General features: G+C 59.2%; 21 protein-coding genes. 11 read left to right on the forward strand and 10 right to left on the reverse strand.

What is annotated here, in order from left to right:
- Window positions 1-9: 9 nt before the first annotated feature.
- From ABVT35_RS03530 to ABVT35_RS03565, 8 genes are all read right to left on the reverse strand, one after another.
- On the reverse strand, window positions 10-555 hold the full coding sequence (locus ABVT35_RS03530; protein WP_368464894.1) for an asparaginase domain-containing protein: 546 nt from the start codon (window positions 553-555) through the stop codon (window positions 10-12).
- An 11-nt stretch (window positions 556-566) separates the two neighbouring features.
- Window positions 567-1034, reverse strand: a complete 468-nt coding sequence (locus ABVT35_RS03535) for a universal stress protein (protein ID WP_368464895.1) — start codon at window positions 1032-1034, stop codon at window positions 567-569.
- Window positions 1035-1055: 21 nt separating this feature from the next.
- Window positions 1056-2360: a TRAP transporter large permease gene (locus ABVT35_RS03540; RefSeq protein WP_368464896.1), complete on the reverse strand. Its 1305-nt coding sequence runs from the start codon at window positions 2358-2360 to the stop codon at window positions 1056-1058.
- Complete coding sequence (locus ABVT35_RS03545; protein WP_368464897.1) at window positions 2357-2890, reverse strand: TRAP transporter small permease; 534 nt, start codon at window positions 2888-2890, stop codon at window positions 2357-2359. The genes ABVT35_RS03540 and ABVT35_RS03545 overlap by 4 nt, the downstream gene beginning before the upstream one ends.
- Before the next feature lie 73 nt (window positions 2891-2963).
- Window positions 2964-3989, reverse strand: coding sequence for a TRAP transporter substrate-binding protein DctP (gene dctP / locus ABVT35_RS03550; RefSeq protein WP_368464898.1), 1026 nt, complete (start codon window positions 3987-3989; stop codon window positions 2964-2966).
- A 307-nt stretch (window positions 3990-4296) separates the two neighbouring features.
- Entirely contained in the window at window positions 4297-5061 is a 765-nt protein-coding gene (locus tag ABVT35_RS03555) for a response regulator transcription factor (protein ID WP_368464899.1), read from the reverse strand.
- A gap of 52 nt (window positions 5062-5113) precedes the next feature.
- Window positions 5114-5557, reverse strand: coding sequence for a hypothetical protein (locus ABVT35_RS03560; RefSeq protein ID WP_368464900.1), 444 nt, complete (start codon window positions 5555-5557; stop codon window positions 5114-5116).
- 378 nt (window positions 5558-5935) lie between these two features.
- Complete coding sequence (locus ABVT35_RS03565; protein ID WP_368464901.1) at window positions 5936-6400, reverse strand: hypothetical protein; 465 nt, start codon at window positions 6398-6400, stop codon at window positions 5936-5938.
- 138 nt (window positions 6401-6538) lie between these two features.
- On the opposite strand from ABVT35_RS03565, the gene ABVT35_RS03570 reads away from it, so the two are divergent.
- Window positions 6539-6955 carry an MAPEG family protein gene (locus ABVT35_RS03570; RefSeq protein ID WP_368464902.1) on the forward strand — a complete coding sequence of 139 codons (417 nt, stop codon included), beginning with the start codon at window positions 6539-6541 and terminating at the stop codon, window positions 6953-6955.
- 98 nt (window positions 6956-7053) lie between these two features.
- On the opposite strand, the gene ABVT35_RS03575 is transcribed toward ABVT35_RS03570, so the two are convergent.
- Entirely contained in the window at window positions 7054-7407 is a 354-nt protein-coding gene (locus tag ABVT35_RS03575; protein WP_368464903.1) for a hypothetical protein, read from the reverse strand.
- Window positions 7408-7671: 264 nt separating this feature from the next.
- On the opposite strand from ABVT35_RS03575, the gene ABVT35_RS03580 reads away from it, so the two are divergent.
- The 4 genes from ABVT35_RS03580 to guaA are packed head-to-tail and all read left to right on the forward strand — an operon-like array spanning window position 7672 to window position 11676.
- The gene (locus tag ABVT35_RS03580; RefSeq protein WP_368464904.1) at window positions 7672-8958 is read left to right on the forward strand and encodes an RsmB/NOP family class I SAM-dependent RNA methyltransferase; all 1287 of its coding nucleotides are present in this window, start codon (window positions 7672-7674) and stop codon (window positions 8956-8958) included.
- A gap of 13 nt (window positions 8959-8971) precedes the next feature.
- Window positions 8972-9430 carry a PaaI family thioesterase gene (locus ABVT35_RS03585; RefSeq protein WP_368464905.1) on the forward strand — a complete coding sequence of 153 codons (459 nt, stop codon included), beginning with the start codon at window positions 8972-8974 and terminating at the stop codon, window positions 9428-9430.
- Window positions 9430-10065, forward strand: a complete 636-nt coding sequence (locus tag ABVT35_RS03590; RefSeq protein WP_368466266.1) for a 5'-methylthioadenosine/S-adenosylhomocysteine nucleosidase — start codon at window positions 9430-9432, stop codon at window positions 10063-10065. The genes ABVT35_RS03585 and ABVT35_RS03590 overlap by 1 nt, the downstream gene beginning before the upstream one ends.
- Before the next feature lie 48 nt (window positions 10066-10113).
- Window positions 10114-11676 carry a glutamine-hydrolyzing GMP synthase gene (guaA, locus tag ABVT35_RS03595; protein ID WP_368464906.1) on the forward strand — a complete coding sequence of 521 codons (1563 nt, stop codon included), beginning with the start codon at window positions 10114-10116 and terminating at the stop codon, window positions 11674-11676.
- Between the two features lie 134 nt (window positions 11677-11810).
- On the opposite strand, the gene ABVT35_RS03600 is transcribed toward guaA, so the two are convergent.
- Window positions 11811-12086 carry a hypothetical protein gene (locus ABVT35_RS03600; RefSeq protein ID WP_368464907.1) on the reverse strand — a complete coding sequence of 92 codons (276 nt, stop codon included), beginning with the start codon at window positions 12084-12086 and terminating at the stop codon, window positions 11811-11813.
- Between the two features lie 454 nt (window positions 12087-12540).
- Between ABVT35_RS03600 and ABVT35_RS03605 the strand changes: the two genes are divergently transcribed.
- Genes ABVT35_RS03605 through ABVT35_RS03630 form a run of 6 tightly spaced genes read left to right on the forward strand, consistent with a single transcriptional unit; the run spans window position 12541 to window position 19500 of the window.
- The gene (locus tag ABVT35_RS03605; protein ID WP_368464908.1) at window positions 12541-13401 is read left to right on the forward strand and encodes an IclR family transcriptional regulator; all 861 of its coding nucleotides are present in this window, start codon (window positions 12541-12543) and stop codon (window positions 13399-13401) included.
- Between the two features lie 34 nt (window positions 13402-13435).
- Window positions 13436-14599 carry a zinc-binding dehydrogenase gene (locus ABVT35_RS03610; protein WP_368464909.1) on the forward strand — a complete coding sequence of 388 codons (1164 nt, stop codon included), beginning with the start codon at window positions 13436-13438 and terminating at the stop codon, window positions 14597-14599.
- A 21-nt stretch (window positions 14600-14620) separates the two neighbouring features.
- Window positions 14621-15541 (forward strand): xanthine dehydrogenase family protein subunit M, encoded by a 921-nt coding sequence (locus ABVT35_RS03615; RefSeq protein ID WP_368464910.1) that lies wholly within the window; start codon window positions 14621-14623, stop codon window positions 15539-15541.
- A complete protein-coding gene (locus ABVT35_RS03620; RefSeq protein ID WP_368464911.1) occupies window positions 15534-17423 on the forward strand; it encodes a molybdopterin cofactor-binding domain-containing protein in 1890 nt (629 codons plus the stop codon). The genes ABVT35_RS03615 and ABVT35_RS03620 overlap by 8 nt, the downstream gene beginning before the upstream one ends.
- Window positions 17423-18487, forward strand: coding sequence for a xanthine dehydrogenase family protein molybdopterin-binding subunit (locus tag ABVT35_RS03625; protein ID WP_368464912.1), 1065 nt, complete (start codon window positions 17423-17425; stop codon window positions 18485-18487). The genes ABVT35_RS03620 and ABVT35_RS03625 overlap by 1 nt, the downstream gene beginning before the upstream one ends.
- Window positions 18488-18534: 47 nt before the next feature.
- On the forward strand, window positions 18535-19500 hold the full coding sequence (locus ABVT35_RS03630; protein WP_368464913.1) for a Bug family tripartite tricarboxylate transporter substrate binding protein: 966 nt from the start codon (window positions 18535-18537) through the stop codon (window positions 19498-19500).
- Window positions 19501-19508: the final 8 nt, after the last annotated feature.

A 19508-nucleotide genomic window follows, 5' to 3' on the forward strand; every position in this document is an offset into this window, starting at 1 on the left:
TTGTTTTGCTCAGTAGAAAGTCAATCGATTGTGGTCCTTGCTTGCGCCGGGCAATGCGAGGATCCTGTTGTGGAAAACGACATAGGCACCTGGAGGCAACAGCCGCAGTGCAAGGAGCGCTTCGGTTACATTCTGGACGGCATCGGAACCGGCGATCGTGCCGGGAATCATTGCACCTGTGAATACGACGGGCACGTCCGGGCGTCCGATCGTCCGGCATAGCTCTTCGCCCGTCTCGGCCATGCTGTCGGTGCCATGGGTCACCAGCACGGCATCATGAAGCTCTGCCGCCTTCGCGACGGCATCGACAATCGCCCGGCGTTCCAACGGGCCGATGTCGAGGGAATCCCTGTGCATGAGATCGCAATAGTCAAAATGCAGATCGTCCGTTCGCAACGAGGCAATGATGTCTCTGACCTTTGTCTCAAAATTGTAGAGGCGCGCCTTGGCCGGATTATAGCTTTTGGCGATTGTGCCGCCCGTCATCACAACGGCGACGGAAAGCGTGCTGGACCTGTAAAGGCTGCGCTCCAACTGCATCGAACTGTTGGACATATCCGATGATCCTACCCACCCTGCAGGCCGTTGCGCACGACAAACACGGAACAATTCGCGTGCCGTACTATCTTCGCTGCATTGGGGCCAAGCAGGTAGTCGCCGAAATCAGGCAGATGCGAAATCAGCATGATGAGATCGGCGGCTGTCTCCTCGGCGGTCGCGAGGATTTCGGAATAGACCGAGCCTGACCGCGTAACCTTGTGGATTTCGCCGAATTCGTCCCCGACTTCCGACACGAGCCGGTCGAGCCGCTCCGTTGCAACCGCAAGGGCGTGCTCTTTCAGCTGCGCCGGGGCCTCCGATGTGAAAGGCGCTGCCTGTGCTGCCTGGGCAATGACCGTTCCGAGTTCAGGAACAACGGTCGCTACCGTCAATTCGACATCACTGCCTTTGGCAAATTGCCGGAGCGGATCGAGCACCTTGTGCCAGGAGCGGGGCTCCTCGACATCGACCGGAACAAGAATTCGTAACGTCATGATTGTTTTCTCCGGTAACCGTCAAAGGCCGGTGATCAGCGACGGCAGCCAAAGTGAGAGCTGCGGAATGAACGTTGTAAGCAGGACCACCGGAAAATAGGCAAGGAATACGAAAACCAGGGTCGGATTGACGACTTTTGCCAGTGTTGTCTGACCGATCAGCGTTCCGAAATAGAGAATTGGAGCCGTCGGTGGCGTAATCAGTCCCATTCCGAGATTGGTTCCGATGATTGCTGCGAAATGAACCGGGTGAACGCCTGCTTCCGTCACCACCGGCAAAAGCAGCGGGGCGGCGAGCAGGATGCCGCTGACATCCTCCATGAACATGCCAATCATCAGGAGAAAGGCGTTGACCAGGAGCAGCAGGACGATCGGATTGTCCGAAACCGCCAGCATCGTTTCAAGAATCTGTTGCGGCACTTCCTCCAGCGTCAAAACCCGGGCCAGCATATTGGCGGTAAAAATCACCAGCATCAGGACCGCGGTCACCTGTGCCGATTTCCAGACGACGTCATAGAAGGATCTGAAAGTCAGTTCGCGGTAAATCATGAACGCCACCGGCAAAGCATAAACGACAGCGACCGCGGCAGCTTCGGTTGGTGTTGTGACACCACCATAGATCAGGCCCAGAATAATCAGCGGCATTGCCAGCCCGAAGCCTGCCTCGCGTGCACGCCGATAGACCGTTTTCACCTGTACATTGAATGACACCGGTTCGGCGACGCGAATATCCATCTTGCGGGTCAAAATCATGTTCCAGAGGGAGAACAGCACGATCAGAAGCAGTGCCGGTATCAGCGGAGCCAGGAAACAGGCGGCTATCGAGGTGCCGGTGACCCATCCATAAAGGATCATGGTTGCGCTTGGAGGAATCAGCAACGCAAGTACGGCGGAGCACGAAACAAGCGAGGTTGCATAGCCGCGGTCGTAACCCTGTTCGACCATGCGTGGAATGGCTATCGATCCGATTGCCGCCACGGCGGACGAAGCCATTCCTGAAATCGCCCCGAAGATGGCCGTGGTAATGACGGTCACGACGCCCAGGCCGCTGCGATAGCGGCCAAGTATGCTGTCGGCAAGTTCCAGGAGACGCCGGGCAATGCCGCCCTGGGTCATGATCCCGCCGGCCAGGATGTAAAGCGGAATAGCCAAAAGCACGACCGACGAAACCTTGGAATAGCCGGCGGTGATCAGGAATGTCGTGGAGTTGTAGTCACCGAAAATGACCAGGAAGGCTGCTGCAGCGACAAAGGTCAATGCGACCGGAACCCCAAGGATCATCAATGTCACGAGAATCGCGACATCCATAAGAATTAGCGAGCTCATTGTTTCGTTTCCTCGGCGGGTACGTGCCAGATCGTCGCGCGCAGGCTGTCGTAAAATTCCAGCAGAAAGTAAAAGGCGGTAAGGCCGAGACCGACAAGCATCGTGCCGTATATCCAGACCATCGGCAGTCGCAGCTCGACCGATTTTGTGTTCATGCGTTCGGTGAATATGAACAGGTCGAACAAGGAACTGAGGATGTAGAGCGTAAGCAGAAATGCCAGCAGCCGCGTAAAGGCGTGGACACCGGCTGTAATGCGCCCTTCGCCGAAAATCGTATCGATCAGGCTTGCCGAAATGTGGCTGCGTTCATGCGTGGCGTATGCGGCGCCTATGAAATACATGATTACGCCGGCGAAGCTCGCGAACTCCTCGATGCCGAACAGCGAATAATTGAAAAGGTAGCGCGCGACGACCTGAAGAAAAACGGCCATTGTGAAGACAATGCTGGAGATGAACATCACCAGGCGCAGGATTTTCAACTTGAACTGCCACAGCGGGTGCTGGATCTGGATTTGACGTTCCTGAAGCATGGTTCATTCTGCTTTCGGAGGCTGACGGCGAAGGGCCGGCGCTGTCACACCGACCCCTCGCGCCGTGTTAGGGCTAGTTGGCGTAATGAGTTGTGATCAATTCATAGAGCTCATCGCCAATTTCGCCCTTCATTGCCGGCCAGGCGTCGCTACGCACGGCATCGGCAAGCGCTTCAATTTCCTCGCGTGAATATGTCACAACCGTAACGCCACTCTCGCGGAGCTGGTCCAGATAGGCATTGTCTGCAGCTTCGACCGCGTCAAAGCGCTGGGTTGCCAGATCCTTGGCCACGGCAAGAACTGTGGCACGATCTTCATCCGACAGGTTTGCCATGGACATGGCGCTGCCAAGCAGCCAGTTGATTTCAAAATGGTCGTTGATCTGCAGCCAGGTCTTGACGACACCGTTCCAGTCGCGAACCGCATTTTCCGGTACACCGCCAACCATGCCGTCGATCACCCCGGTTTGCACGCCGGTGTAAAGTTCAGCCCAGGGCATGGTCGTGGTCGAGTATCCCAGTCGCTCAAGCGTCGGCTTGTGAGTCGGAACGCCGGACGGCCATACACGGATTTTCAGCGAGCTGTGGTCCGCGTCCGGATTTTTCGGATCGTCCACCTCTTTGCCCACCGCCATGCCGCCAAGGCCGAAAGCATAGGGTGCCAGCACATTGATCTGCTGTGGCTCGACCAGTTCGTCGACGATGTTGAACAGGAAGCCGCCAGTGTTCCAGGCTTCCCTGGCTGAATCGTAATCGACAGCCGTGTAGGGGAACCAGGTCAATGCGAGACGGGAATCGAATTTGGTCGATATGGACTGAATGGCCAGATCCACCGATCCCTGGCTGAGCTGTTCATAGACTTCTTCCCAGTCTCCCAATTGGCTTGCCGGGAATATGCGCACATTGATTTCGCCGTCCGTCTCGGCAGAGACGCGATCGGCGAACTGATGCGCCCATTTGTCCATATCCGATCCGGGTGGCGAAAGATGCGACAGACGAAGCGTTGTCCCTGCTGATGCCACACTGCCCAGCGAAGCAAGGCCGACGAACAACGCCGTGGTAGCACCCAACGCAGCGCGGCGGTTGAGTTTGGAAAACATCGGTATCCTCCCTTGAATGTAACCCTGAAACATCCGAATTCCTGGACGTTCTCTTGGTTGTTTCAGGGTATGGGGTACCCGGGATGTCAACTTGAATAAAATAGTCCTTTGTCTGAACAAAAAGGACGTGAAATGCGGGAATCCTTGTTTGGCAGGCCCCGCTCGGACCCGCCGGCAAACGGCAATTCGGTAATAGGCATGTGCCGTCGACAAGTCGGTCTGGTCTGCTATCGGAAGAACATCTACTCGGTCAATCCCGCGCTCTCGAGATCAAACCGCCGATCATCCGGCTGTCGCAGACTACACCCTAGTGAAGTGCGATACGGTGCATGAGCTGGGCCCGGCTCGAAACGCCGAGTTTGCGGAAGAGGTGTTTGAGGTGGGTGCGCACCGTGGTGATGGAGATGAAAAGCTCCTGCGCGATCTGAAGGTCCGTCTTGCCGAGCATGACGGCAGCGGCGATCTCTTTTTCACGGTTTGTCAAATGCACCTTCATGCTCTCGTGCTCGATCGCGGTCGTTACGGAAATGCGCGATTCCGAGCGTCCTTCGCGGGCAAGCGCGCGGCGCATGGCATGGGTGAAAGCCGGTCCGATGGCATCGACGATTTCGAGGTCGCGGCGGCAGAAGTCTTCCCGCCCGCGCCCGCGCCAAATGCGCAGGTCGCCGATGTTCTGGCCGGCGGAATAGGCATAATAGTTGATGCCGAAAAAGAGACCGTCGCGAACCAGGAAGTCGTTGAAGAACTCGCTGCGTTCAAGCGCCGAGCGGGAAATGATCTCGCTCACCGCCGTTGTCTTGCGCCTGCGCTGCAGGCGTGGCGTGATCGGATCCCGGAACTGGTAGTAGGTTTCGTAGGTCTTCAGGTTGTCGTCGCTCATATTAAGGGCGATGCGGCTGTCGAATGTCGTTGTCTCGTCGCTCCACACATAAGACGCAAAATATTGCGCGCCCAACAGATCAAGCAGCATCGGGCCGATCGTCGTACGCAGTGAGTGTGACGAGTGGTCGGTCGACAACTCGCCCATGATGCGAAAAACGATGTCGCTTTCTCTTGCTGTGAGGCTCACCATGCAAACGCTCCGGGCACACTGGGTCTGAATTCTAGCAAACCGGCCTGCGTTTTCAAATTTTGACCACCGCATCGGCAATTGGCTCGTGCGGCATGGCCTTCAAATCATCTTGAAGAAGGTGATTGCCGGACTCGATGCATCGCCTGATGGCAATCTTGGCCAGGTAGAAATCCTCGTGACTGAGACCGGAATATTTCCGGTCGACAATGTCGGCGGTTGCATCATATGCGGACATGGCGCGGTTGAAGGCGTTGCTCACCTCCGGCAGCCGGTTGTGATCGGATCCGAGCTGGAAGATGATATCGTAGGTTGTACTCATCGCCGATTGCGCCCACTCCTCGACGCCAACCCAGTCGCCGATATCGCTGTTTCTGTCGATCGTCTCGACGGGAAAGGCCTCCAGAGACCTTTGCAGCGTGCACAGATGTTTTTTCAGCCTTTCCTTTTCAAAGGTGCTGAGTGATTTTCGATCAATTGCGTTTTTTGATGCGGTCATCGAGTTTCGCTCCCGATCACAACCAGCAAAACTGATTTTGGTTTCTCAATACGTGAGTTTCGTACTCGAAATACTATCGAAACAGCTGCTCAAATTCCGGCTACATGCGAAGATCCACAAGCAGCGGCGCTTGTCTTCCCGGACCCGCCGCAACGTTCAATTCCGGTGTATTGGCGGATGCGAGGCAATTTCGCACCACGCCGGAAACCGGGCTTTCGGCCCGCCGGAGCGCACGGGTCATTGTTCGCAAACAATTGCTGTTCACGCCCCCCGACCCAGCGTCTCCCGTAAATCCAACGCAGCCAAAAGTGTGAGCCCGAAATGTGTCAATTTCCCGGAGGGCAACCGGGTCGCCGATCACATTGTGAGAAAGCCCGGTCAATCCATATCGAAATCGTCGTCATCATCCTCATCGTCCCGGTAGGAATCGAAATCCACCTTGGCCATGCGTATGTCGTTGAGGGCGGATTCAAGTGCGCTGTGCGCATCGGCTATCCTGTCCGCGGCGGTTTCAAACCGGGCCTGTGCCGCCGGCGATATGTCAGTGGCGACTTCCAGCGTTTCTTCAATCTGGATTTCGGCTGTCGTGATCTCGGTCAGCGCCTCATCTATCTGTCTTAAGAGCGTTTGGTCGATCTTGCCCGTTTCAGCGACAGTCTCTGCGTGCTGGCGCGCGCGCTCTGCAAGTTCGAAACAGGGCTTGCACTGGTTTTCGAACGAGCCCATGACTTCGATGAACTCGTCGCAGCCCATCAGCCCGGCATTGCCGTCCAACGGCGGGACGCCGTCAATGGTCGGTCGGTCGGAATTGGATGACAGTTTTGACCGCAGTTTTTTGAACATGCCAGCACTCCACGTGTTGAGCCTGTCCCCCGGTATCCTCTCAATATGGCTCTTTGCCCTGAACTTCTCAAGTAAGGCAGTTCCATCCGCTGGCGTCTCGCACTAAAGTTTGCGCAAAGATTCGGAGCGGGGTACGCCATGAGCAACACAGCAATATTTTGGCCGCTGATCGTCCAGACCGGCCTGATTTATGTAATTTATCTGCTGGTAACGCGCCGTCGTTACTCCGCTGTCATGGCGGGCAAGGCAAGGGCATCGGATTTCAAGGTGCCGATTGTCGAACCGGAACCAACCGCAACGGTGGCCCGCAACCTGGTCAACCAGTTCGAATTGCCCTTCCTCTTTTATGCGGTCTGCCTCGCGCTCTACATGGTCAATGGCGTCAATTACGCCATTATCATTCTTGCGTGGATATTCGTTCTGAGCCGGATAGGCCATTCCTGGATTCACATTACCACCAATGACCTGCGCCTGCGCCGGCCGATCTTCATTGTCGGATATGCGGTCAATGGAATCCTGTGGCTGTGGCTCGTCTTGGTGCTGCTGCGGGTGTAGCGCTTTTCGGCAACACACCCACGGGCGGGCCGATTACTCGGTCCGCTGGTTATTTCCGGCGATGTGTTTGAGACATGATTGTGCGGCGCCCGCTTCAATCACGATTTGGAATGCGTCTTGACCCATTCGTCCATGGCGGCAACACAACGCTTCAGCGATGCATGCAGATATTCGACATCGGCCTCTGCACGCTGCCCCGTATTGACGATCTTTTCCTTAAGGTGCCGGTCTGTCTCCATGGCGGCTTCCGAGAGCCGGACGTTCAGCGGAACATCTTTCGAAAGGCCCTTGCAGGCCTCGGCCATGGGTTCCGTGTGGCGGACAACGAGCTCGCGGAGCCAGCCATCATCCGGCGGATATGTGAAGTTCTCAAGCTGAGAAGCAAGTGCGTCGCGGCGCTTCGACCAGTCGGCTAGTTCCTGGTCGCTCGGCCTGTAATTTTGAGTGCTCATCTTAACGCTCCTTCTTACCATGCGGCTTTTGAAAAAGTCGCGTTGTTATACCAATCTATATGTGTGGTCGCGACCGGTGATGCAACCGGATTTCAAGATCAGCGCAACGATATCCAATGCAACTTTTCGCGATCCGGCAAGCAGGACGTTGCGGTGCGATTTCGCAAAGCTTCCTAAGCACCCGCTTTTAACCGGATCCCGGCTTTCATTTGTGCGCAAGCCGCGTTATGGCTCGGCGCAAATGTACTGAGCAAGGATCATCTCATGCGGCTTGGCGGTCGGATGGCGGCAGCCATCGAAGTTCTCGGCGACATAGACCAGCGAAAGCGGCCCGTCGCGGACGCACTGAAGGATTGGGGTCTGTCACACCGTTTTGCCGGATCGGGCGACCGTGCCGCGATCGGCAATATCGTCTATGACGCGCTGCGCAAGAAACTCTCGCATGCCTATCTGATGGACGATGAGAGCCCCAATGCCCTTGTCCATGCAGTGCTCCACCGCCAGTGGGGCATCAGCCCCGAAAAACTGAAAGCCCAGTTGACCGACGATAAATTCGCTCCCGAGCCGCTGTCCGATAACGCCGTAAAAGCCTTTGCGGGCCACAAGCTCAAAAACGCTCCGCTTCATGTGCAGGCGGACATTCCCGAATGGACGCAATTTGCCTTCGAGGAGAATTTTGGCGGCGCGTGGGTGGCCGAGGCGCAGGCACTCGCCGGCCGTCCGCCCCTTGATCTGCGTGTCAACACGCTGAAATCATCGGTGCCGAAGACGCTGAAGGCGCTTGCACGCAGCGGCGCGGTGCAGACGTCGCTGGCGCGCAGCGGTCTGCGCATTGTACCGGGCGAGGGGCCGGCACGGCTTCCAAATGTCACTGCGGAACCCGGATTCCAGAAAGGCTGGTTCGAGGTACAGGACGAAGGAAGCCAGATAGTCTCCGAACTGATCTTTGCGCAGCAAGGCGAGCAGGTCCTCGATTATTGTGCCGGCGGCGGCGGCAAGACCCTTGCGCTTTCGGCGGCTATGGAAAACAAGGGCCAGATCCATGCATACGATATCGACAAGGCCCGTCTCGCACCGATTTTCGATCGGCTGAAACGCGCTGGAACACGCAATGTCCAGGTCCATGAGGCGGGTGCCGATTTAAGCGGACTTGCCGGCCGCATGGACCGTGTCGTCATCGATGCTCCATGCACCGGAACCGGTACCTGGCGGCGGCGTCCGGAGACCAAGTGGAAACTGACGCAGAAGAACCTTGAAGAAAGGCTCGATCAACAGCAGGAAGTGCTGGCGTCCGCTGCGCCATTCGTGCGCCCCGGCGGGTTCCTCATCTACATTACCTGTTCGGTCCTGCCTCAGGAAAACGAGTCCCAGGTCTACGGTTTTTGCGAGGACAATGGCGACTTCGAACTGGTTTCGGCAGGTGAAGTCTGGCAGGACCTATACGGTGAAAACAAGCGCCGGCCCTGGTCCGCCGACATGAAAACGATCACGCTGACCCCGGCCGCGACGGCAACCGACGGATTTTTCTTTGCCGTCATGCAGAGGACCTAGCAGGGGAGGAATCATGCCGGACTTCAAACCGCGAAACCCGCAATACGAGGCCCGCTCGAAAGACAGTTTTGACCGTCAGCAAGTCATGAAGACGCTTGGCATGAAGCTCAATGCCGTCGGGCCGGGCACCGTCGAGATGGAAATGCCCTATAATGCGAACCTGACGCAGCAGCACGGTTTCCTGCACGCCGGCATAGTTTCGACAGCGCTCGATTCAGCCTGTGGATATGCCGCCTTTTCGTTGATGGCGGCCGATGCCGCCGTATTGACGATAGAATTCAAGATCAATCTTCTGTCGCCTGCTCGTGGCGAGCGCTTCATCTTTCGTGCCGAAGTCACCAAGCCGGGCAGCACCATTACCGTCGCCGATGGCAGTGCCTTTGCCGTGAATGAAAAGGGTGATGAAAAGCTGATCGCAACCATGACCGGCACCATGATGGCGGTCGTCGGCAGAGAGGGAATAGAAGGATGATGGAATTCGTCAAAACCGTTGCCGGGCGCAGGCTGTTTTATGTCATGGCGGCGGACCAGGAATACGGACCCGAACTGCAGTCCCGGTTCAAACCGCTGATCACCGGTGTCGGACCGGTTGAATCGGCGATCAAGGTTACCTCGGCACTCGACCGGCTTGAGGCAGCGGGAGCAAAGCCGGACCTTATAATTTCGGTAGGCTCTGCGGGTTCGGCCGAACTGGAGCAGACCTGCGTCTACCAGGTGTCTTCCGTCTCCTATCGCGACATGGATGCCTCCGCGCTTGGCTTCGAAAAGGGTGCGACACCATTTCTCGACCTGCCGGTGACGCTGAAAATGCCGGTCACAATCCCGGACATTCCGGCCGCAAGCCTCTCGACGGGCGCCAATATCGTCTCCGGCGATGCCTATGACGGCATCGATGCGCAGATGGTGGACATGGAGACATTCTCAATCTTGCGGGCCTGCGATCATTTCGGTTTGCCGCTTGCGGGCCTGCGCGGCATTTCCGACGGCAAGGCGGAACTGAAGCATGTCGATGATTGGACGCAGTACCTGCATATCATCGATGAAAAGCTGGCCGATGCGGTGGATCATCTCGAAAATGCCTTGGAGAAGGGCCTGATTGCCTTCTGATCCGACCGGACGCTTGCGCTAGCGCAAAGGATTAACTAAAGCCTTGCCATGAACAGCTCAGCCCATCCCGACTCCATCCTCATTATCGATTTCGGCTCGCAGGTCACGCAGCTCATCGCCCGCCGCGTGCGCGAAGCCGGTGTCTATTGCGAAATCGTTCCGTTCCAGTCTGCACAAGCCGGTTTCGAGCGTATGCAGCCCAAGGCGGTCATCCTGTCCGGCGGGCCCGCCTCGACGGCCGATGTCGGATCGCCCCGCGCGCCCCAGGCCATCTTCGATGCCGGCGTCCCGGTGCTGGGCATCTGCTATGGTCAGATGACGATGTGCGTGCAGATGGGCGGCAAGGCCGAATCGTCCGATCACCGCGAATTCGGTCGCGCCTATGTTGAGGTCCTGAAGGATTGCCCGCTGTTCGAAGGCGTATGGACGCAAGGCCAGCGCCACCAGGTCTGGATGAGCCACGGCGACCGGGTCATCGACCTGCCGCCCGGTTTTGAGATTCTCGGACGCTCCGAAGGCGCACCCTATGCCGTCTTTGGCAATATCGAGCGCAAGACCTACGGTATGATGTTTCATCCGGAAGTCATCCACACGCCCGATGGCGCCCGGCTGATCAGCAATTTTGTTCACAAGATCGCCGGTCTTGAAGGGGACTGGTCGATGGCCGCTTACCGCGAGCAGGCAGTTGCGGCAATCCGCGAACAGGTCGGCGACAAGAAGGTGATCTGCGCTCTTTCCGGCGGCGTTGATTCTTCTGTTGCGGCACTGCTGATTCACGAGGCCATCGGCGACCAGCTCAATTGTATCCTTGTTGACCACGGCCTGATGCGCAAGAACGAGGCGGCGGACGTGATGGCCATGTTCCGCGAGCATTACAATATTCCGCTAACCCTGGTCGATGCTTCCGACACCTTCATTGATGCGTTGGAGGGCGAGAGCGATCCGGAGGTCAAGCGCAAGACCATCGGCAGGCTGTTCATCGATGTCTTCGAGGCCGAGGCCAAAAAGCTCGGCGGCGCTGATTTTCTTGCCCAGGGCACGCTTTATCCGGATGTCATCGAAAGCGTCTCGTTTACCGGCGGCCCCTCCGTCACCATCAAATCGCACCACAATGTCGGCGGCCTGCCGGAGCGCATGAACATGCAGCTCGTCGAGCCGCTGCGTGAGCTCTTCAAGGACGAGGTGAGGGCGCTTGGTCGCGAACTCGGCCTGCCCGACAGCTTCATCGGGCGCCATCCGTTTCCGGGTCCCGGACTTGCCATACGCTGCCCGGGCGGCGTTACTCGCGAAAAGCTCGAAATCCTGCGTGAGGCCGATGCCATCTATCTCGACGAGATCCGCAGCGCCGGTCTTTACGACACGATCTGGCAGGCCTTTGCCGTTTTGCTTCCCGTGCAGACCGTCGGCGTTATGGGCGACGGCCGCACCTATGAATATGTCTGTGCACTGCGCGCCGTCACCTCCGTCGATGGCATGACGGCCGATTTCTACCACTACGACATGGAATTCCTCGGCCGCGCCGCCACCCGCATCATCAACGAAGTCCGCGGCATCAACCGCGTCGTCTACGACGTCACCTCCAAGCCCCCCGGCACCATCGAGTGGGAGTGAGGAGCGGTTGAAGAGCGCAGCGCTTCAACGAAAAGGTCCAGTGGACCTTTTCGAGCGACGAGCGCCCTGAGAGCTGTGCTCGAAGGGCTGGAGCGCTGGTGCGCAGCACCAAAAACACCAACGATTTGGCGTATTTAGCGACGAACGCGCGGAGCCATGGCGAGGCGCCGAAAAGCCGTTACACCCACATTGTTATCCGCGGCAAGGACGACCTCGGGCAGGACCTGGTCATCGCACAGGGCTACGTGATACATGGGTTTCGGGAACGGGCACGCGATCTTGTCACTCTTGAACTCGGCTCTGAAACGCCGGCCGAACCCGACCAGAAGCCCCGGGCCTGGATTAAGGCTGGCCGGTTCACCCGCCTTGACCGATAGCTCATGCGGAAAGTGGATGAGGCTATCCTGCATCTCAACTGGGCGCGCTCAGAAAATCCGCACGGGGGCACTGTAAGATCGGAATCGGCTATCCCAAAAGTTTCTTTTTTGTTTGACGACGTTCGTGTTCCTTCAATTGACCGTTCCCTTGCTGTCGTATTGCTCGTGACATCGGTAGTGGGTCTGCTCGGTGATACGAACCGCGCGGTGCGCATCTATCCGCACACTCACCGTCCGACAACCATCCCTGCCTGCAGCAGCTTCGCGGCATTGCCCTAGGGTTTTTATCGTTTCGTTGCCATTCGGATCCTCTGTTTTCCTGATCACAACCGCGGACCAATTCAGCGGGTGAGGATCGAGGGAGCCGGACTGGTTTCACTCTAAAATTACTAGTAATTCCGACGATATGAAATTAAAAGTGACATTGTCGGATTAATTTGACATATTGTAGCTAATGTGAGATTAAGTGAGCAGGGAGAACATCCAAGTGTCAGCGACAATTGATTCAAAAAGGCATCTGAAAACAGCCAAGCGGCTCGACACCGCGGGCGACGCCGTCAGTTCAGAATTCGGCTCTGCCGGTGTTAAGCAAATTCAGTCGGTCAGTCGTGCGCTGACGATCCTGGAAGTGCTGGCTGCCGAGGGCGATGCGCTGCCGCTGAACGAGCTGGCGATACGGGCAGGGCTCAACCAGTCGACCTGCCACCACCTGATTTCGACCCTGGTCGGCCGCGGCTACATCGTTCACCTGGGACGCAACCGCGGTTACGCCCTCGGGCGGAAGCTTCACGAGCTCGCGGATCTCGCCGGTCGCCAGGCGGATCTGGCGGAGGTCCTGAAAGCCGACATCGAGGCGCTCAGCGAGCAGTTCGGCCGCAGCGTGCAACTGGCGGTTCTCAGCGACACGTCACTGTTGACCAAATTGAGCTGCACCCAGCCCGACAATCAGGTCGAGGAGCCCGACGAGATCATCAAGATGGCGGCCCCGCATGCCACCGCGACCGGGAAGGCGATCCTGGCATGGCTTCCCGATGCGGAACTGGCGCGGGTCGTCGCGGCAAACGGTCTCACTGGTTACACCGACAAAACGATCACCAGTCTTTCCGGGCTGATCGAGCAGTTGAGGCTCGTGCGTCGAAACGGCTTCGCCGTCGATGACGAAGAGCTCAAGAACGGAATCGTCTGCATCGGTTCGGCGCTACGCGAGAGCAGCGGCGCCGTGGTTGCATCGATTTCGGTGACGCTTCCTGCGAGCGAGGCAACGCCCGAATACCGCAAGGAGCTGTCGCGTTCCGTCATTCGGGCCGCCCAGGAGTTTTCCAAGCGGCTGCGAAACACCAAGCCCTGACGGGCACCAATCCCAGAGACTCAGGAGTACTGAAATGGCAATGCCGGATAATGTGACTGTAAGTGCGGACCATCCCGTCCCGGAATCCATGAAAGCGTGGGTTCTCGGCAATCCCGGAGAGATGATCCTCACCGAAAAGCCGGTGCCGGCGCCGAAGAAGGCCGAAGTTCTCGTTCGCATCGACGCGGTCGCGATCTGCGCCACCGACCTTGAAATCATCCATCACGGTCCGCCGGCACAGATCCATGGCGGCGATCCGTTCAACAAGAACTTCACGCCGGGCCACGAGTATATGGGAACGGTCGTCGCGCTCGGACCGGGTGTCGACGAATACGAAATCGGCGAACGCGTGACCGTCGAAATTCACGCCGGTTGCGGCCAGTGCAAGCGCTGTCGCGAGGGCATGTACACATCGTGCCACAATTACGGAAAGAACTACGGCGCCGTGGACAAAGGTCACCGCGCCAACGGCTTCACCACCGACGGCGGTTTTGCCGAATACGCCGTCAACAACATCAACACGCTCGTGCATGTCGATGACTCCATGACCGACGAGGAAGCGACGCTTGTCGTGACCGCCGGAACGGCGATGTACGGCCTGACCGAACTTGGCGGCCTCGTCGCCGGCGAGAGCGTGGTGGTGACCGGTCCGGGGCCCATCGGCCTGCTTGGTGCAGCCGTGGCCAAGGCCCTCGGTGCGCAGCCGGTGATCCTGACCGGGACCCGCGACAATCGCCTGGAAATCGGCAAAAAACTGGGTGCGGATCACGTGATCAACGTTCGCAACGAGAACGTTCTGGAGAAGGTGCATGAGTTGAATGGCGGCAAGGGCGTCGACTATGTGGTCGAGTGCTCCGGTGCGCCGAACGCGCTGAACGAAGCGGCGCTGATGGTCAACAGGGGCGGCAAGATCTGCCTCGCCGCCTTCCCCGGCAGCAGCCCGGAAGTCGATGTCGCCCATCTGGTGCGCAACAACATCTATCTCTACGGCATCCGCGGCGAGGGCAAGACGGCGACCCACCGGGCCGAGGCCTTCATGCGCCAGAAGCGGTTCGACGCGACCCTGATCCATACCCACACCTTCGAAATGAGCGACCTCGAGGAGGCACTGCGTTACGCCAAGGACAGGGTCGAGGACGCGATCAAGGTGGTGGTCAGGAACCAGACCGCCGCTGCCAGCCAGGTAGCAGCCGAGTAGGCCGGACGGAGGACGTGAACCATGCTGACCTGCGACGCTTACCATATGCCGACAAGCCTGACCGAGGCATTGGACATCTGGGCCAGTGCGCCGCAGGGTAGCCGGCTCGTCTCGGGCGCGACCGACCTGTTGCCCTGGGCCCGCGAAGGCCGGGCCGGCGATGTGCACGTGCCGGCGCTCGTGGACGTGACCCGGATTCCGGATCTGCAAGGCTATTCGTTCGAAAACGGACGCGTGCGGCTGGGGGCGAATACCGTTTATCAGGACTTTCTGACCGACAGCGCCCTCATTCGCAGCCTGCCTTGCATGCCCTATTGCGCCATCTGGTTCGCGGACGACCAGATCCGCGAGCAGGCTTCGCTGGCGGGAAATCTTATCAACGCCTCTCCCGTTGCCGACGGTACGCCCCCGGTTGTCGCCCTCAACGGCGAGATCGAATTGGCAAGACAGGAAAACGGCGAAATCGTTCGGCGCTGCGTCGCGGTTGAAGATTTCATCGAAGGTCCGGGACGTACCCGCATTGCGGATGACGAAATCGCGACGGCGGTAATCCTGGATACCGCGTCAGGCTACGGCGGATCGTTTCAGAAGGTCGGCCTGCGTCGCTCGCTGGTTATCTCGGTGGCCTGTTGTGCAGTGCTGATCAAAGCCGATCGCGACGGGCGCGTATTCGAAGATGTGCGGCTTGCGCTGGGAGGCGTAGGCCCGCGTCCCATCCGCTTGCGCCAGGCAGAAAAAGCCATGCGCGGCGAACCCATATCCCGCGCGCTGATCGACCGGGTTGCCCGTACCGCCGTTGATGCGGTCGCTTCCCGCAGCCGACAGGAATATCGCCGGGAGGTCGTGGTCAATTTTGTACGGGCGGCGATCGAGGAAGCATTGACCAACCAGCCGGGCGTGGACGTGAAACTCAATGGCACAAAGGAGCGCGCGCATGTCTAAGGTCAAGATTGATGTTGACGTAAACGGCCGCCAGGTCTCTCAGGAAACTGATGTCCACAAGCGTTTGCTGGATTTTCTGCGGGACGATTTGAACCTGACCGGGACCAAGGAAGGATGCGGCGCCGGGGAATGCGGCACCTGTTCGGTCTTTGTCGACGGCAAGCTGGTGAAATCCTGTTTGATGCCGGTTGCCAAGGCATCCGGAACAAGCATCGAGACGATCGAAGGGCTTGCCCGGCCGGGAGACCTGACGCCGGTGCAGAAGGCCTTCCACAAGACCGGCGCCAGTCAGTGCGGATACTGCATCCCTGGCATGGTCATGGCGGCGACGGCGGCGCTGCGCCAGAATCCTGATGCCGGGATCGAGGAGATCAAGGAGCGCCTCGGCGGCAATATCTGCCGGTGCACCGGCTACACCAAGATCTTCGAGGCTGTGGAGATCGCCCGGGCGGTGACCGCGGGCGAGACGCCGGCGACCGTGCTGGATGAGGACGAGGCCGTCGAGGAAAGCTACATCGGCGCAAATGTGCGCCGCCTCGACGCGCCGTCGAAGGTGTCCGGCCGGTTGAAATACGCTGCCGACATGAAGATGCCCGACATGCTGCAGATGCAGGTTCTGCGATCGCCGCATGCCCATGCCCGCATCGTCTCGATCGATACGAGCGAGGCAGAAGCCATGGACGGGGTCGCCTGCGTGATTACCGCCGACGACGTTCCGGGCAAGGACGGGTTCGGTGTCTTCGTTCACGATCAGCCGATCATGGCTCGCGGAAAGGTGCGTCATGTGGGCGAGGCCGTCGCTGCCGTTGCGGCGGAGGACCTGGTGGCCGCCCGCCGGGCGCTGTCGAGGATCAAGGTCGAATATGAGGAGCTTCCCGGACTGTTCGATCCTGAAGACGCTCTGGAGCCGGGCGCGCCTGTGATTCACGACTACGCTGCGGACAATATTGTCAAACATATTCCGGTTCGAAAGGGCGATGTCGAGGCGGGATTTGCCGAAGCGGACCTCATTCTCGAAGACCATTTCTCCACCCAGCAAGTCGAGCATGCCTATCTCGAGCCGGAAGCGGGCATTGCCTATGTCGACCCCGACGATGTGGTGGTTGTGGTCTCGCCGTCACAGAACATCACCCATCACCGCCACATGTTGGCCGAGATCATCGACCGACCGATCAACAAGGTGCGCTTCATCATGAGCCCGGTTGGTGGCGGCTTCGGCGGCAAGGAGGACATGATCTATCAGGGCATGCTTGCGCTCGCGGCAATGCAGACGCACCGGCCGGTGCAACTGAACTTCACCCGCGAGGAAAGCCTCATCGCCTCGGCCAAGCGCCACCCCTCGCGCGTCCACTACAAAATGGGGCTGAAATGGAGCGGTCATATCACCGCGATCGAATTCAGCATGCTCTCAGACGGCGGCGCCTACGGCATGTCGAGCGAAGGCGTCATGCGCAAGGCGGCGATCCTGTCCTGCGGCCCCTACGAGGTGCACAACCTCAAAGTGGATACGACGGCCGTCTATACCAACAACACGCCGTCCGGCGCCTTCCGCACATTCGGCGGCATGCAGGCCCAGTTCGCCACCGAAAGCATGATGGACATGGCCGCCGAGGCCTTGGACATGGACCCGTTCGAGATTCGCCGCATCAACATGATGAAGATCGGCTCGCGAACCCATACGCGGCAGAAGCTCGACACTGCGTCGCTCGACCGGGTGCTGGACGCGGCCGAGGAAGCCTCGCGCTGGGAAAAGGGCGCGCCCAAGGTCCGCGGCGATGCGCGCGGCGACCTCGGCGGTCCCGATACACGCAAGCCCTGCACGCTGGGCGCGCGGATTGTGAAACCAGGCACTTCGAAATCGAAAGTCGAAAGGGTTGCGTGATGACCAGGATGAAACACGGCCGCGGCATGGCGGCAAGCTGGTACGGAATAGCCCGAACCGCGACCATCGACCGGGCCGGCGCCTGGGCGGAGCTGGATGATGGCGGAACCGGCAAAGTGGTGACCGGTGTAACCGAGATCGGAGAGGGCATCCTGACGCTGCTGGCACAGGTGGCCGCCGATGAAATGGGCATCCGGCCGCAGGACGTGACCATCGGTGACAACGACACGGCCCGGTCGCCCGAGGCGGCGCATGCCGGCGCCACCCGCCAGACCTACATGATCGGCAACTCCGTGGCCCTGGCCGCGCGTGAGGCCCGTACGGTCCTGTTCGAGGAAATCGCCGACCACTGGGAGGTGCCGGTCGAATTGCTGCACGCCTTCGACGGTGTCGTCCGCGTGGCCGATACAAACCTGCGCATGTCGATGTCCGACGCGGTTGCGACCTGCAAGGCGCGCGGCGTTGTGCCTGTCGGATCGGCTTCGTTTACCGCTCACGGAACCGGTCTCGATCCGGTCGACGGATCCGGCAGCCCTTGGCAGGCCTATGTATTCGGCACCCAAGTCGCCGAGGTGGAAGTCGATACCTGGACCGGCGAGGTACAGGTGCTCGGGATCTGGGCGGCCCACGATGTCGGGCGGGCAATCAACCCGCGCGGCGTGGAAGGGCAGATCGAGGGCGGCGTCGTCCAGGGACTCGGTCAGGCGCTGATGGAGGATTACCAGACGGACAAGGGTCATGCGGTTACTCACGGTTTCGCTAAGTACATCCTGCCGACCTCGCTCGATATTCCGCAGATCAACAGCACGATTGTCGAAGATCCGGACCCTCTTAGTCCGCTTCAGGCCAAGGGTATTGGAGAGCCGGCCCTGGTGCCGACCGCACCGGCAATCATGAATGCGATCTACGATGCAATCGGAGTACGGATCAAATCGCTGCCGGCCACTCCGGAAAAAATCCTCCAGGCTTTGCGTGACCACGTTCCCGGACGGGAACTGATCGCCCAGTCTGCGAGGGAAGAGCGCGCGAATGCTGTCAGGAGGACTCATTCGCGTACCGGATGATTCCGGGTCAAAACGGCTGTTTCAACGGCCAAGCATGGGAGGAAAACATGAAGTTTACTGGAAAAGCCCGCGTTGGCATGACGGCCATTTTGTCCGCGGCATGCATCGCATTCGGCGGTGCTGCGCAGGCAGAATATCCCGAAAAGCCGGTCGAGATGACGGTGCTGTTCGGTGGCACCGCGAACACGATCGCACAGTTGCTGTCAGAACTGATGTCGGATGCGCTGGGCCAACCGGTCGTTCCGGTCAGCCGCACCGGCGGCGGCGGGGCTGTCGGCTACTCCTACGTCGTGGCCACGGCGCCGGACGGTTACAACATCGTCTGGAACTCCAATTCCATCAGCACGACGCACCACACCGGCCGCGTACCTTTCGACCACACCGCGTTCAAGCCGATCGCCCGGGTCTCCACCGAGATTCCGGCGCTTGCGGTCAACAGCTCGACCGGGTGGAAAAATCTCGGCGACCTGGTCGAGGCAACCAAGGCATCCGGCGGAAAGTTGAAAGTCGGCATATCCGGCAAGGGTTCCTTTACCCACCTGACTTCGGCGGCACTCTTCGATGCGATGGGGATCGGCGACAAGGTGGCATACATCTCGTACGGAAAAGGCAAGGCGCCGGTTGAACTGCTGGCCGGTCGCATTGACGCCGCCATCCAGTGGCCGGGACAGTTCGCTTCCTTTGTCGAGGCCGGTGATCTGAACGTATTGGCCGTCACCGGCGCGGAGCGCGTTGCAATCCTGCCGGACGTGCCCACCGCGCGGGAACAGGGAGTGGACGTCAACATCTCGATGTGGCGCGGTCTGGCCGCTCCCGCCGGCACGCCCGACGATGTGGTTGCCAAGCTGCAGGCCGCCGCCGAAGCCGCGGTCGCCAGCGACCAGTTCAAGGATGCCGCCTCCAATATCGGATTCTCGCCCGCGTATCTGACCAGCGCCGGTTTCGGCGAGGTCATCGAAACGGACGACGCGTTCTACGGCGCGCTCCTTCAGCAACTTGGCATGGCCAAGTAACGGACGGT

The organism is Hoeflea sp. TYP-13 (assembly GCF_040932035.1).
Taxonomy (GTDB): domain Bacteria; phylum Pseudomonadota; class Alphaproteobacteria; order Rhizobiales; family Rhizobiaceae; genus Hoeflea_A.